Source organism: Sandarakinorhabdus sp. (assembly GCF_032115815.1).
Taxonomy (GTDB): domain Bacteria; phylum Pseudomonadota; class Alphaproteobacteria; order Sphingomonadales; family Sphingomonadaceae; genus Sandarakinorhabdus.
In genome coordinates this window covers 1-13,219 of record NZ_JAUMBI010000096.1, presented here as the reverse complement: position 1 = coordinate 13,219, position 13,219 = coordinate 1, and the positions used below count along the sequence as shown (strand labels likewise).

The 13,219-nt window shown below is 64.9% G+C and carries 10 protein-coding genes; 2 read left to right on the top strand and 8 right to left on the bottom strand.

What is annotated here, in order from left to right; all coding sequences use genetic code 11:
* The 7 genes from RT662_RS05940 to RT662_RS05910 all read right to left on the bottom strand — a co-directional run.
* Positions 1–407, bottom strand: a 407-nt coding sequence (locus RT662_RS05940) for a pilus assembly protein N-terminal domain-containing protein (protein WP_313669785.1), incomplete at its 3' end; no start/stop codon positions are given.
* Positions 404–1,288, bottom strand: coding sequence for a Flp pilus assembly protein CpaB (cpaB, locus tag RT662_RS05935; protein WP_313669784.1), 885 nt, complete (start codon positions 1,286–1,288; stop codon positions 404–406). The genes cpaB and RT662_RS05940, both read right to left, overlap by 4 nt.
* A 425-nt stretch (positions 1,289–1,713) precedes the next feature.
* Complete coding sequence (locus RT662_RS05930) at positions 1,714–1,899, bottom strand: Flp family type IVb pilin (RefSeq protein ID WP_313669783.1); 186 nt, start codon at positions 1,897–1,899, stop codon at positions 1,714–1,716.
* Between the two features lie 621 nt (positions 1,900–2,520).
* Positions 2,521–4,974: a TonB family protein gene (locus tag RT662_RS05925; protein ID WP_313669782.1), complete on the bottom strand. Its 2,454-nt coding sequence runs from the start codon at positions 4,972–4,974 to the stop codon at positions 2,521–2,523.
* Positions 4,971–6,671, bottom strand: a complete 1,701-nt coding sequence (locus RT662_RS05920; RefSeq protein WP_313669781.1) for a molecular chaperone HscC — start codon at positions 6,669–6,671, stop codon at positions 4,971–4,973. The genes RT662_RS05925 and RT662_RS05920 overlap by 4 nt, the downstream gene beginning before the upstream one ends.
* A gap of 42 nt (positions 6,672–6,713) precedes the next feature.
* Positions 6,714–7,607, bottom strand: coding sequence for a response regulator (locus RT662_RS05915; RefSeq protein WP_313669780.1), 894 nt, complete (start codon positions 7,605–7,607; stop codon positions 6,714–6,716).
* On the bottom strand, positions 7,604–9,061 hold the full coding sequence (locus RT662_RS05910; RefSeq protein ID WP_313669779.1) for an ATP-binding protein: 1,458 nt from the start codon (positions 9,059–9,061) through the stop codon (positions 7,604–7,606). Before RT662_RS05910 ends, RT662_RS05915 begins: the two co-directional genes overlap by 4 nt.
* Positions 9,062–9,218: 157 nt before the next feature.
* Here RT662_RS05910 and RT662_RS05905 point away from each other — a divergent pair, with 157 nt between their 5' ends.
* A complete protein-coding gene (locus RT662_RS05905) occupies positions 9,219–10,760 on the top strand; it encodes an amidase (RefSeq protein ID WP_313669778.1) in 1,542 nt (513 codons plus the stop codon).
* A gap of 45 nt (positions 10,761–10,805) precedes the next feature.
* Here the strand turns inward: RT662_RS05905 and RT662_RS05900 are convergent, their stop codons facing one another.
* Positions 10,806–11,612, bottom strand: coding sequence for a transporter (locus RT662_RS05900; RefSeq protein ID WP_313669777.1), 807 nt, complete (start codon positions 11,610–11,612; stop codon positions 10,806–10,808).
* Positions 11,613–12,124: 512 nt separating this feature from the next.
* Between RT662_RS05900 and RT662_RS05895 the strand changes: the two genes are divergently transcribed.
* On the top strand, positions 12,125–13,219 hold a 1,095-nt coding region (locus RT662_RS05895), incomplete at its 3' end, for a M20/M25/M40 family metallo-hydrolase (protein WP_313669776.1).

Here is a 13,219-nt window from a genome sequence, read left to right as displayed (position 1 = left end):
GTGCCCGACAGGATCAGCCGGTCGTTGGCCACCTGCACGCCCAGATTCTCGGTGGGCATCACCTCGGCCAGCTTCTGCTTCAGTCCCATGGCGTCGGGCGTCACCGTCACGTCGACAACGGCGATCACGCCGCCCTTCGCATCATAAAGCGTCAGGTTGGTCGTGCCGATTTCCTTGCCGAGCAGATAGGCCACGCGGTTGGTGACCGGGCTGACATCGGCGATCTTGGCGTTGCCAACGGCGATGCGGGCAAAGGGCCTCGGCACGCGCAAGGTTTGCGACTTGTTGATCGGCAGGCTCAACGAGAGCCCGGTGGCCGCCTCGATGCTGTTTTCAGCAGCCTTGGTGGCGGGAGCAGCCAGCGCCGAAGTGGCGAGGCCAATGGCGAGAAGGGGACGAAGCATCATTTGCCGATCACCGATTCAAAGCTGGAGGTCGTGCCATCCTTGGTACCACGCATCACCACCACGCCCGGGCCCATCGGCGCCTGGCCACTGTTACCACCAGCAGACGGGCCGGACGGCGCCGCATTGCTGGAACTGGGCTTGCGCACCAGCCGGGTGATGGTGCCATCGTTCAGGTCCATCACCTGGGCTGTCTGCAGCCGCGTCCGGCTTTCATCGGTAAAGTGGCGCAGGGCCAGGCTCAGCTGGCCAACCGTGACCGCCAGCGCGATCTTCTGGGCCTGCAGCGGAGTCACCTCGATGGTGGCGGACTTGACGAGCTCGGGCTTTTCCTTGCCCACGTTCATGTCCACCCCAACGGCCAGCACCCGGGCACCCTGGGCCAGCAGTTCCGAATAGGGCAGCGCTTCTTCGGGCTGGCGGGTCATGAACACGTCCACCCGATCACCTGGGAAGATCAGGCCGGCCACGCCGGACACTTCGTTCACCGGCACCGAAATGGCGCGCATCTGCGGGCCCAGCAGCTGGGCGGTGGACAACCGGTTGGCACCGGTAGCCAGCGATTTCTCGGTGAGGATTTCGTTGGCGACGATCGGGCGCATGGCCGTGCGGCCGGCGCCCATCGTCAGCTCTTCAAGGCGCTGGAAGCTGCCCTGCGGCAAGGTGTTGGCCGGCCAATCGACCACCTTCACCTTTTCGGGCGTGATCTTCTCGCCGAAGTTGATATCGGCCGCGGCAACCACGGTCGGCACGGTGCGCACCGCTGCGGCCGAACCGCCAGCGCCTGCATCGCCGTTGCCACCCAGGAAGGTGCGGGCAAAGAGCACCGCGATCAGGCCGAGGGCCACCGCGGCGATCAACATGATGATGGAGGAGCGGCGCATCAGCGCGCCACCCTGTTGGCACGGTCAAGCCTGGCGGCGCGCAATGCGCCGGCCGGCGACCCTGACTTGTGATGCGATTGCGTGTGCAAAGCTCGCCCCTCTTGCAACTGTCACCAGCCTGACCACGCGGGCCACCTGGATCACCCTGTTACGGCCAGACTCCGGTCCAGCTTGACAGTTACGCCCGAACGCCACTTTACACGTGCGGGCAGCCCGTCTCCGGAACGCGCCCAAAATGACGACTATGGTCGTCACGAATTCACTTGCTGTTGCCTTGCCCGATCGCTGCACAATTAGGTGTGCGTCCCAGGAATTGTTGCAACGTCTCGCCAGAACAACTGAAAGCGACGAAACAATGTGCCGGCCCGATTGCCGGTAGTTGGCCGCCGGCCAGGGCAACAGCCCCGGCCGGCGGCCGCCACCAATTAAAGGCCGGAGGCAGCCTTGGTCTCAAGCGACTCACCAGTGGTGTCCATGGCGCCCTGGAGCGACTCACCGAAAGCGGTGGCGCCCAGAACCACGAAACCGCCGAGCACGGCGACGATCAGAGCATATTCAGCAGCCGAGGCGCCGGACTTGTTGCCCTTCAGAGCGTTCAGGATCTTCATCATCGTTTTTCTTCCCACTGTTGTTGGCCGAAGCCAGTTCTTGCAAGGTCCCGCTCATTTTGACGAGCGAACGGGAGGGATCACCGTTGACGCCGATCGGATGAAAACCACTGCTTCCTCCGGCCGATATCCCGCAATCTAAATAAACCGCCGTAACGATTTGAACAATATCGAATTTGGTTTATAAAATTTGTCTATGTTACTTGGGATTTCATTCTTATTTACGAAAATTAGGAAGTGTTATCGCTCGTTATTCCTTGTTAATCACCATGGCAGCCGCCTACTCTTGGCCTTCGCGAATTGCGAACGGAAACAAGAGCTTAGGAATCAGACTGAATCGTAAATTTTTATGCTTATCAAAGGCTTAAGTTGGGTTCTTGAGAGCCTAATAAAGAGCCGAAATCATGATTTTCAGTTAAAATTCGCGGTCATGCGGGCAGTCGAGCGCCTGTTGCGAAAATAACACGCGCCAAATGGCTTCTTGGAAAAACGGGCCGACAAACCACCATTTCGGGCGAAAAAACGAATCGGATCAGGCCGATTCGAATCGGAATGCCCGGCAATCTGGCCCGTTCAGTCTGATTCGGCTCTGGCCGGACGTCGCGACCAGCGCCAGTTGCCCCGTCAACGCTGGGCCAGTTCCCAGCGCACCGATCCGGCATATTCCCAGGCCATCGCGCTGCCATCGACATTGCGGGCCGGCACGAAGCGGGCGCGGCGGCTGAGCAGCGCGCAGGTGTCGCGGTCCAGCCCGGCATGACCGCTTGATCCGGTGATGGCGCAGCGTTCGACGCGGCCGCCGGTATCGACGAACAGGCGATAGCGCACCAGGCCGGATTCGCCGCGCTGCAAGGGGCCTTGCGGATAGGCGCCGTCGGGAATCCAGTCGTCCGCCATGCAGGGTTCGGCCACCATTGGGCCGGTGGTGGTGGCCGGCGGCGCACAGACGATGGCGGGCGGCGGCGGTGCGGGCGGAGCCACCCCGCCCGGAACCGGTTTGACGGACCATTCCAGCCCATAAAACTCAACCGCGGCGACCGGCTGGCCCTTGATATCGCGGGCCGGGGTATAGCGGCCCCGGGCGAGCAGCTGGAGGCAGGCCGTCAGGTCGACCGGCTTGACGCCAGACGGCTTTTCCAGCTGGCAGCCCGCCACGCGGCCATCCGCCTCCAGCTGCAGCCGCGCCTCCAGCTTGTAGCGGCCGGGGGCGACATCGCTGGCAGGCGACAATTGCACCCACGTCGTCTGGTCGCCAATCGCCTTGGGCGCGCGATAGCCGGCTTCGACGGTTGGCGGTTTGGCCGTCGTGGTCGGCGATGGCCGCTCATCCACCAATGGCCGCAGGATCAGGAACAGGCCGATCGCGCCGATCAGGATGCGCAGCGGCCAGCCAGTGAGGCCGCGTCGCCGCGCCTGCCAGGTGGCGACGCCGGCGATCAGCAGCCCGGTAATGAATGGCGCGCGCGGCAGGCCGGTGGCTGGATCGATCAGCAGATCGGCACCGGCCAGCCGCGACAGCCCCTCTGCAGCGCCCGGCATGGTGGAATCCAACCGGCTCAGCAGTTCGAGCAGCAGCAGGGCAAGGCCGGCCAGGCCCACAGCGGGAAGCGCCTGCCACCAGCCGCGTGCCGCCCGCAAGGCGATCAGCAGGCCAAGCAGCGCCAGCGGGGTGAGCGCCAGGCCGCGTTCCGGCCAGCCCAACGCCGCCAGCGCCAGTGCCAGCGCGCCATCACCCACCGCCGCCAGCGCCGGCAGCAACGCCGCCCGCGCGCCCAGCCGGCGTTCGGCCAACCAGGTGAGCGCATCACCGCCCTGCCACCAGGCTACGGCCAATGTCGCGCAGGCCAGCACCCGCACGGGCGCGCCGGGATCAGCCTGCGGCCCGCCCCCGATCAGCAGCAACAGGAACAGCCAGGCCGGCTGGCTGCGGATCAGGCCGGGAAACAGCTCGCGCAAAGCCAGCGGCTCCAGCCGATCGAGCGCCAGCAGCAGCCACGTGACTGCCGCCAGCACCGGCAGCAGAAAAACGGGCGTGAGCGCCGGCACGGCCGGCCAAAGCGCCGCCAGCAGCGGCAGCGCGACGATCGCCAGCGGCCATTGGGTGAAGTGCCATTCCGGCCGATCCCAATTGTCCAGCCAGCGCTGCCGCAAGCGCAGCACTGCGAGCAGCCCGAACGGCGCGCCCCACGCCAGCAGGCCCACGCCCTGCTGCACCGGCTCCGGCCAGCCGGACGCCTTCAGCAGGCCAACCAGCACCACCGCCGCCAGCGGGAACATGGTGAGGATCATCCACAGCCGCAGCCGCTGCACGCTTTGCCAATCCCGCCAGGCCGCCACTGCATCGGCATCGAGCCAATCGAGAATGCCGGGCATCGGCCCATCGGCCAGGCCCAATATGGTGCGTGTCTGCGCCGGGGCGGCGGAGAACAGGGCGCCGATGTGGCGGAGCCAGCGCGCGCCGGGCGGCTTGCTAAGCGCCATGTAGCCGACATGCAGAGCGGTGTGCGGCCGGGCGATGCCAGCCACGAATTCACCTTCTTCGCGGCGTTGCAGCAGGCGGGCGATGCTGTGCGGCGTGGACCCACGCGGCAAATCTTCCCAGCCGAACTGATCGATCGCCGGCACCACCAGCGGATCGCTGGCCGGCAGGCTGGCCGCGAGGAGCCCAGCCAGCCAGTTCTCAACGCGGGCCCGCGCCGCCACGCCGTCCAGCGCTGGTGCCGCCAGCAGCGCATCGAAGGCGGCGCGCTGGCCTTCCGGGCCGGCCTGGATGGCCATCACCAGCGCCTCCTGCCGGGTGAAGAGGTCATCCTGCTCACCGGCGAACACAGGGTCCTCAAGCGGTTCGGGCGCGGCGGCGGGTACGGATTCGGGCGGTGCTGGTTCCGCCGCCTCCTCATCCGGCCATTGCTGGCGCCACTGCAGCTGGTTCAGCGCCGCATCATGGGCTTCGCGCAGCCGCATGAAGCCTTCAGGATCGTCTTCCGGGTTGGTGGACTTGAGCAGCCTTGCATAGGCACGGCGGATGGCGTCGCGGTCAGCCCCCGGCTTCAGCCCCAGAATCGTCCAGGGATTCACAACCAGGCGGGCCCTTCCAGCTGGTCGAGTGCGGCGGTCAATTGCGCGCGGGCAGAATCGGCGGTGCGCACATCCTGGGTGGCGAGCGCAGCCTGGAAACCGTGGATCAGATGGCCGATCTCATCGCGTTCAAAGCCCAGCGCGTTCTCCCCCATCCGCTCGGCACGGGCCAGCGCGGCGCGGTTGGCCTCGGCATCGCGCGGATGCTGCTTCAGGGCGGCAAGCGCGGCGCGGCGGCGCTCCAGCTCCTTGGGGCTGACCTGGTCTTCGGGATCGGCGATCACCAGATTGTGCGCTTCGCCGGTGCCCAGCACCTTCACGTCAACTTCGAGCAGGCCGTTGATGTCGTAGGAAAAGCGCACTTCGATGGGCTGGCCAGCCGGCCCGCGCGGCATCGGCACCTTCAATTCGCCGATGCGCACATTTTCCGCCACGCGTCGCGCTTCGCCCTGATAAATGCCCAGCACGATCTCGCGCTGGTTGGGCTGCATCGTCTCATAGATGTTGACCCGGCTGACCGGCACCGTGGTGTTGCGTTCGATGATCGGCGAGAAGATGCCGCTTTCGATGGCGCCGCCCGGCAGGCGCTCGGCAATGTCCACCCCCAGCGAATAGGGGCAGACATCCGTGAGCACGACCTCTTTCAGCGCCGCATCGCGCGCCTTCAGCCCGGCCTGTACGGCAGCGCCCAGCGCGACGGCTTCATCAGGGTTGATGGTGCTGTTGGGGAAGCGGGCGAACATGCGCGCCACGGTGCGGCGCACCACCGGCATGCGGGTCGATCCGCCGATCAGGATGATTTCGGCCAGACTGTCGGGCGCGATATCGGCATCGCGCAGCGCGCGCAGCACCGGCGTCTTCAGCCGATCGAGCAGCGGCGCAGCGGCGGCTTCAAACTGTTCGAAGGTGACCGCATGCTGCCACTTCTCGCCCTGCCATTGCAGTTCCATCACGGCTTCGCTGCTACTGGTCAGGCCGCGGCGGGCGCGTTCGGCGGCTTCGTTCAGCTTGGCGACCAGCTGGCGATCGCCCCGAGCAACGGTTTCCAGCCGCTTGTCCGCTGTCGCCATCAGCCCGGCCAGCACGCCATTGAAATCCTCGCCGCCCAGCCGATTGTCCCCGGTGGAGGCGCGCACCTCGATGACGCCTTCGAAGATCTCCAGCACCGAAACGTCAAAGGTGCCGCCGCCCAGATCGAACACCAGGAAGCGGGTTTCGCCTTCGAGCTGGTGGATGCCATAGGCCAGCGCGGCGGCCGTGGGCTCGTTGATCAGCCGCTCCACCTTGAACCCGGCAAGTTCGCCGGCTCTACGGGTGGCCTTGCGCTGCTTGTCATTGAAATAAGCCGGCACGGTGATCACCGCTTCCGTCACCGCCTCGCCCAGATGCGCCTCGGCGTCCTCCTTCAGGCTGCGTAGCACCATGGCGGAGAGTTCCTCTGCGCCATAGTCCTGCTTGCCCAGCGCGATGCGGTGCTGGGTGCCCATGTAGCGTTTGAACGACGTGGCGGTGAGGCCGGCATGGCTGGCCATGCGCTCGCGCGCCGGCCGGCCGACCAGCAGCCGGCCATCATCATCAAGGCCCACTGCCGATGGCGTGAGCGTTTCGCCGAGCCGGTTGGGAATCAGCCGCGGCGCACCATCGACCCAATAAGCCGCAGCGCTGTTGGTGGTGCCAAGATCGATGCCGATGATCATGGCACAGGCATAGCGGGCCGCATCGCGCCTGCCAAATGGCTCTTATTGCGCCAGTGTCTTCACGGCTGCCGCGGCCGCCGAGGCGCGATTTTCGATCCCCATTTTCTCGAAAATCTGTTCGAGATGCTTGTTCACGGTGCGCGGGGAGATGCCGAGGATTTCCGAAATCTCGCGATTGGCCTTGCCGCGGCTGATCCACAGCAGCACTTCGGCTTCGCGCTCGGTCAAGCCATGGCGCTGGGCCAGCATCTTTTCATCTGCGCCTTCCAGTGTTTCGGTCAGGCGGAAATGCCGCTCCTCGCCCTTGGTGGCCACGGCGGCGAACTCGACCCGACCATCGGCGAAATCCTGCTTCACCCGCGCCTCGCCCTTGGCCAGCCGCTGCAACTGGCCAGCCAGCGCCAGCGTCAGCTGCCCACCCACCGCCACACCAAAGCGGCGATCAAGGATGTCGGCGCTCTTGGGCGTGGTCCACAGCACACGCCCTTCGCCATCCAAAGCCAGCAGCGGCCGGTTGCTGGCATCCAGCGCGCTCTGGGCGCCGGCGGCGATGCGGGCATTGCCCATATGCACCTTCAGCCGCGCCAGCAGTTCGGCCAGCACGATGGGCTTCTTCACATAATCCACCCCGCCGGCCGCCAGGCCGTCGACGATATTTTCGGTTTCCGAAAGCCCGGTCATGAAGATTACCGGCACCGATGCCAGCGCCGGATCGGCCTTGATGCGCCGCGTGGTTTCAAACCCGTCGATGCCCGGCATCACCGCATCCATCAGCACCAGATCGGGCAGTTCCGCGGCCAGGCTGGCCAGCGCGGCGTGGCCATCGCGGGCGATGCGCACGCCATAGCCTTCGCCTTCCAGCGTGTCGGTGAGAAAGCGCAGACTGTCGGGCGCGTCGTCCACCACCAATATGGTGGCATGATGCGTTTCGGTCATGGCGTCGTCTCCCCGTTTGCGACCTCTGGCTGCTGTTCTGCCAGCAGCTTCTGAAAAGCGGCAAGATCAAATGCATCCAACGCTGCGGTCAAGCGCGCCACCAGTGGGCTGGCATCGGGCACGGCATCGGCCAGCGCCGCCAGCGCCGCCGAGAGCCCGCGCACATGGCCGGTACGCGCCAGCCGCGCCAGCTCGGCCAGATGGGCGCGCGCCGCATCAGGCAGGGTCGAGGCCGGGGCCGCATCCGGGGTGCCGCCCTCATAAATCCAGATCAGGCCAAGCTGGCGGCCCAGCATGCCAAACAGCAGCTGCTGGTCCACCGGTTTCAGCACGAACCCATCATGTTCGCCGGTGCCGACGACCCCAACCAGTTCATTGGCATTGCCCGACACCATCAGGATGCCAATCTCGCGGCCAAAACGCTCCCGCAGGCGGCGGGCCACTTCCCAGCCGCCCAACCCCGGCATCGACACATCCAGCAGCACCAGGTCGGGCCGGCCGAGTTCCGCGAGCGACAGGCCGGCGCCACCCGATCCGGCCACAAACAAGTTGAAGCCAATGGGGCGCAGCAGTTCCTGCCAAAGCGCCAACTGGCCAGGATCATCATCAATGGCCAAGATGGTGCGGCGGCGGCCTTCATAAGCAATCGGCAGGCCACGGGCCTGTTCGTCGGGCGGGGCGGTGTTGGGCTGCGGCAACAACAGGCGCAGCAGGAACCGGCTACCGGCGCCAGGCTCACTTTTCACCCCGATCTCGCCGCCCATGATCTGCGCCAGCATTCGGGAGAGGGATAAGCCCAGCCCGATGCCCGGCGCCACGCCGGATGCGCGGCCGCCACCGCGATCAAAGGGCTGGAAAATGCGTTCGACATCCTCAGGCGCGATGCCGATGCCGGTATCGGCGACTTCGAATTCCGCCACCATCGACCGATAGCGCACCGAAAGCGTGACCCGGCCGGTTTCGGTATATTTGATGGCGTTCGACAGCAGGTTGATCAGCACCTGTCGCAGCCGGCGTTCATCGGCCAGCACCCAGGTCGGCAGATTGGGCGGCAGGCTGAAGACGAATTCCAGCCCCTTGTTCTGCGCTTCGATGCGGAACATCGCGGCGACCTGCTCCACCAGCGCCCGCAGCGCCACGGTCTCGCGGTTCAGCTTCATCACGCCGGATTCGATGCGGCTGATGTCGAGCAGGCCTTCGACCAGATCGGCCAGATGCTCGGATGAGCGGCGGATGATGCGCCCGGCTTCGCTTGGCGTGATGGCGGCGCCGCGCTCCAGCAACTGGGCATAGCCATGGATGGCATTCAGGGGCGTGCGGATCTCGTGGCTCAGGCTCATCAGGAAATGCGTCTTGGCCTGGTTGGCGGCTTCGGCCACGGCGCGCGCCTGTTCCAGCGCCGCGATGCGGGCGGCCGGATCGGAATCAGCCGGATGCGGGCCGGGCGCGTTCATCGCCGGCCTTGTCCCTTCTTGTCCACATCACCCGCTTGCAACCGCCGTGTCCCTGTTTCTTCGCATGTGCAGCATCGTTAGTCGGTTGTGCCGCAGTTGCAAATCATGCCACGGCACGCGAGAGCCGGGCGTTAAACATTGGCAACAGGGGGCTATTATGCAGATGCGGTCAATTCTGATGGTGGCGGGCGGGTTGATGGTGCAGGCGAGCATCGCTGTCGCGCAACCAATCGGCGTGGCCGAAGCCAATACCGCCGCTGCAATCACCCGCATCAAGGCGCTGAATCCCAAGCTGAATGCCGTGATCGCGCTGGACCCGACCGCGCTCGACCAGGCGAAGGCGCTGGATCGCCAGAGGAAGGCGCGCGGGCCCCTGCATGGCCTGCCGATCCTTGTGAAGGACAATGTCGACATGGCCGGGCCACTGCCCACCACCGGCGGCAGCCTCGCGCTGAAAGACAATGTGACCGGCCGTGATGCGCCGTTCCTGGCCCGCCTGCGCGCCGCCGGCGCCGTGCTGCTGGGCAAGACCAATCTTTCCGAATGGGCGAACATCCGCGCCGATGCCTCGATCTCGGGCTGGAGCGCGGTGGGCGGCCAAACCCGCAACCCGCATGCGCTGTCGCGCAACACCTGCGGATCTTCATCGGGCAGCGGCGCGGCGGTGGCGGCGCAGATGGTCGATGCCGCGATCGGCACCGAAACCGATGGCAGCGTCACCTGCCCGGCGGCGATGAACGGCATCGTGGGCATCAAGCCCACGGTGGGCCTGGTCAGCCGCACGCATGTCGTGCCGATCAGCCACAGCCAGGATACCGCCGGGCCGATGACGCGCGACGTGACGCTGGCGGCGCGCCTGCTCACCGTGATGGCCGGCAGCGACCCGGCCGATCCGGCCACGGCGGAGGCCGATGCCCGCAAACAGGATTATGTCGCCGCGCTGAAGCCGGACGCGTTGAAGGGTGCGCGTATCGGCGTGCTGCGCTGGGCCACCGGCTGGCACACCGGCGTCGATGCCCGTTTCGAAGCGGCGCTGGCGGTGCTCAAGGCGAAGGGTGCCGTGCTGGTGGACATCACCGCCGCCCCCAATCGCCGCGAGATTGGGCCCAACGAATTCACCGTGCTGCTGACCGAGCTGAAGGCCGACATGGCGGCCTATCTCGCCACCACGCCGGCCAATGTGAAGCCCCGCACACTGGCTGACCTCATCGCCTTCAACAAGGCCAATGCGGCCACCGAAATGGGCCTGTTCGGGCAGGACACGTTCGAGAAGGCTGAGCAGACCAAGGGCCTGACTGATCCGGCCTACCTGAAGGCCCGCGAAACGTCGCTGCGACTTGCCGGCAAGGAAGGCATCGACAAGATGCTGGCCGATGCCAAGGTGGACGTGCTGGTTGCCCCCACCACCGCACCGGCCTGGTTCATCGATTCGGTCAACGCCGATCAATCGCCCGGTGGCGGCGCCGGCGGCCTTGCAGCTGTGGCCGGCTATCCGCATCTCACCGTGCCGATGGGCGGCGTGCGCGGCCTGCCAGTGGGGTTGAGCTTCATCGGCCCGGCCTGGAGCGACGCGCGGCTGCTGGCGCTGGGCTATGCCTTCGAACAGGCGGCGCCGGCCATGAAGCTGACGCCGGCCATGGTGCAGACCGTGGAGGAAAGCCCGGAGGTGCAGAGCCTGTTTGCACCAGCCGCGCGCTAGTCCGCAACGCTCCGATATCGGCACAACAATTGTTTGGGCGGCCGTTCAGAACCGGGTGGAAATGCCGAGATAGGTGACCAGATCGGGCGTGTTGCGGTTCAGCCCAACATTGGCGCCGATATCGAACTGCAGTGTGGGCTGCGGCAGCCAGGCCAGCGACACGTCGTAGCTGTACTGGCGTACCGTCCCTGCCGGATCGAAATTCTGGCTGGTCCAGATCTCGTTGTAGAGCGTGAACTTGCCGAATTGCCGGGCGATGTTGACCAGGCCGGTGAACCCGGCATGGCGGCCCTGCCCATCCGCATCCGCCAGCACATCCAGTTGCGGCCCCAGCGTCACCGTCCAGCCGCCGGGCACACTGATGTTGACCGGGACCGCCACGCCGCCTTCCAGCTTGCCATTACCGATGCCGGCCCGCGCCGTCGGCAGCTTCACGAACGGCAGGACGGCCAGTTGGAAAGCGCCTTCGGCACTGGTCAGGCGCTGCTTGAAGCGCACGCTGACATCGCCCGGGCCGGACAGGGTGGAAACGCGCCCACCCACATCCCGGCTGCGGATACGGGTGAAAGGCACCCAATTGATCTGGATGTCACTGCTGTCGCCCAAGCCGTATTTGAAGGTGGGGTTGGTAAACAGCAGTTGATCGGTGCGGATGCCGCCGATGCTGTTGGCCAGCCAGGTGAAGCCATCGGCTTCAATCTGGAACAGGCCTTTGGGCACCGTGCAGGCAAAGTTCGATTTGGTCGGCCGATCGGTGCAGATCGGCGCTTCGGCGGTGGACGCGGTGGGCACCACGGCCTCCTGCGCCGCCAGCGGGCTGGCAATCAGGGCGGCGAGAAACGCGACACGCATGTCCGTCACTTTCAGGTGGGTAGGCAAAGGATTACGCCGGTCGAGACCGGCGTCACCCCGCAACGCATGGGGTCAATGGCGCGCCATACACGATAAAAGTGGGCACTCAAATCATCGGGAAATTTTCGCCTATCTCTAAGGCAGAGGGCCGAGCACCGCAGGATTTTTCCCCAATGCCAGTTCTGGGCCGTCTGCCGACTGACGGCTTTAGGAATAACATTTGAGGATAGCTGCCGTTGTCTCAGCCGGTGTCATTACGGCCGCTGCCGACCGCAATGTCGCCGTTCGGGCCCCACCTGCGAACGACCGCTTCGGCGAGTTCTGAACGTTTCAATCAACCTGTTCGAGTTGAATTCAGGATTAAACCTTTCCGGCAAAGCCGCTGCGGGTCCGTGTGTAAGGCGGTCGAACTGCGTATATGCCATTTGTGGCTAATCCGGGATAGTAATATTGCATCGACGTGGGTTCGCGCGCGATCCCGATGCCTTGCGAATCGACCGAGGGGAGCGACCGTGACCACATTCAAAACGATCAGTTGGATGCCGCTTGTTGGATCGCTTGCCATCGCGCTTGCGGCGTGCGGAGATCAAACTGCTTCCAAAGATGGCAAGGCTGGCCCGGCAATTGCCGGCGCCGATGGGCCGAAACTGGGAATTCGTCCGGCCGGGGATGAAACCATCAAGCTCGACCGCAGCAAGATCAAGAACGCCGATCTGCTTAAGATTTACGATCATATTGATGCCAACATCGATTCCCACGTCGTCAACCTGCAGAAGTGGATCCAGCAGCCCACCGTGTCGAACACCGGCGAAGGCATCGCAGAATCGGCTGAGATGGTGAAGGGTTTCTTCGACAAGTTGGGGTGCCAGAAGACCCAAGTTTATGATCCCGGCATCAACAAGTGGGGATCACAGTCCAACCCGGTGGTTTACGCCAAGTGCGATGAGGGCGCGGAAAAGACGCTGGCAGTCTATTGGCAGGGGGATACGATGCCAGTGACCCAGCCAGATCTGTGGAAGGCGCCGCCGTTCGAAGGCCGCCTTATCGAACAGGCGCCCTACAAGAAAGTGTTGATCGGGCGTGGCGCGGTCAATTCCAAGGGCCCGGAAATGTCGTTCTACAACGCCTTGCTGTCGATCAAGGCGGTCACCGGCAAGCTGCCGGTCAACTTGATCTTCATCGTGGAAAGCGACGAAGAGCGCATGGACGTGGGCCTCAACAAGTTCATGCATGATCATGCCGATCTGGTGAAGGATGCTGATGCGCTGTGGGGCCCAGGTGGATCGGAAGGCTGCGTGTTCGTGGAGCTAACCACCAGCGGCAAGAGCTGGGGCCGCGGCCCGGTCTATTCCGACATTCACGGTTCCAACAAGCGCTCGGTCGACAGCCCGGCGTGGCGGCACATCCAGATGCTGTCAAAGCTGGTTTCGGCCGATGGCAACACGGTGCTGATCCCTGGATTCTATGACAATATCGTGCCGCCAACCAAGGAAGAGATCGCCATATTGGCCAAATCGGCGGCGAAATACGACATGAAGCGGGCGGCAACCAATCTGGGCGTGGCCCGGTTCATTTCCGACGATCCGCTGACCCAGCTGAAGATGGCC

Bases quoted from the DNA above. Each gene is read 5' to 3' on its own strand.
- cpaB (WP_313669784.1), bottom strand. From the start codon at position 1,288: ATGCGCCGCTCCTCCATCATCATGTTGATCGCCGCGGTGGCCCTCGGC.
- RT662_RS05930 (WP_313669783.1), bottom strand. From the start codon at position 1,899: ATGATGAAGATCCTGAACGCTCTGAAGGGCAACAAGTCCGGCGCCTCG.
- RT662_RS05920 (WP_313669781.1), bottom strand. From the start codon at position 6,671: ATGATCATCGGCATCGATCTTGGCACCACCAACAGCGCTGCGGCTTAT.
- RT662_RS05915 (WP_313669780.1), bottom strand. From the start codon at position 7,607: ATGACCGAAACGCATCATGCCACCATATTGGTGGTGGACGACGCGCCC.
- RT662_RS05910 (WP_313669779.1), bottom strand. From the start codon at position 9,061: ATGAACGCGCCCGGCCCGCATCCGGCTGATTCCGATCCGGCCGCCCGC.
- RT662_RS05905 (WP_313669778.1), top strand. From the start codon at position 9,219: ATGCAGATGCGGTCAATTCTGATGGTGGCGGGCGGGTTGATGGTGCAG.
- RT662_RS05900 (WP_313669777.1), bottom strand. From the start codon at position 11,612: ATGCGTGTCGCGTTTCTCGCCGCCCTGATTGCCAGCCCGCTGGCGGCG.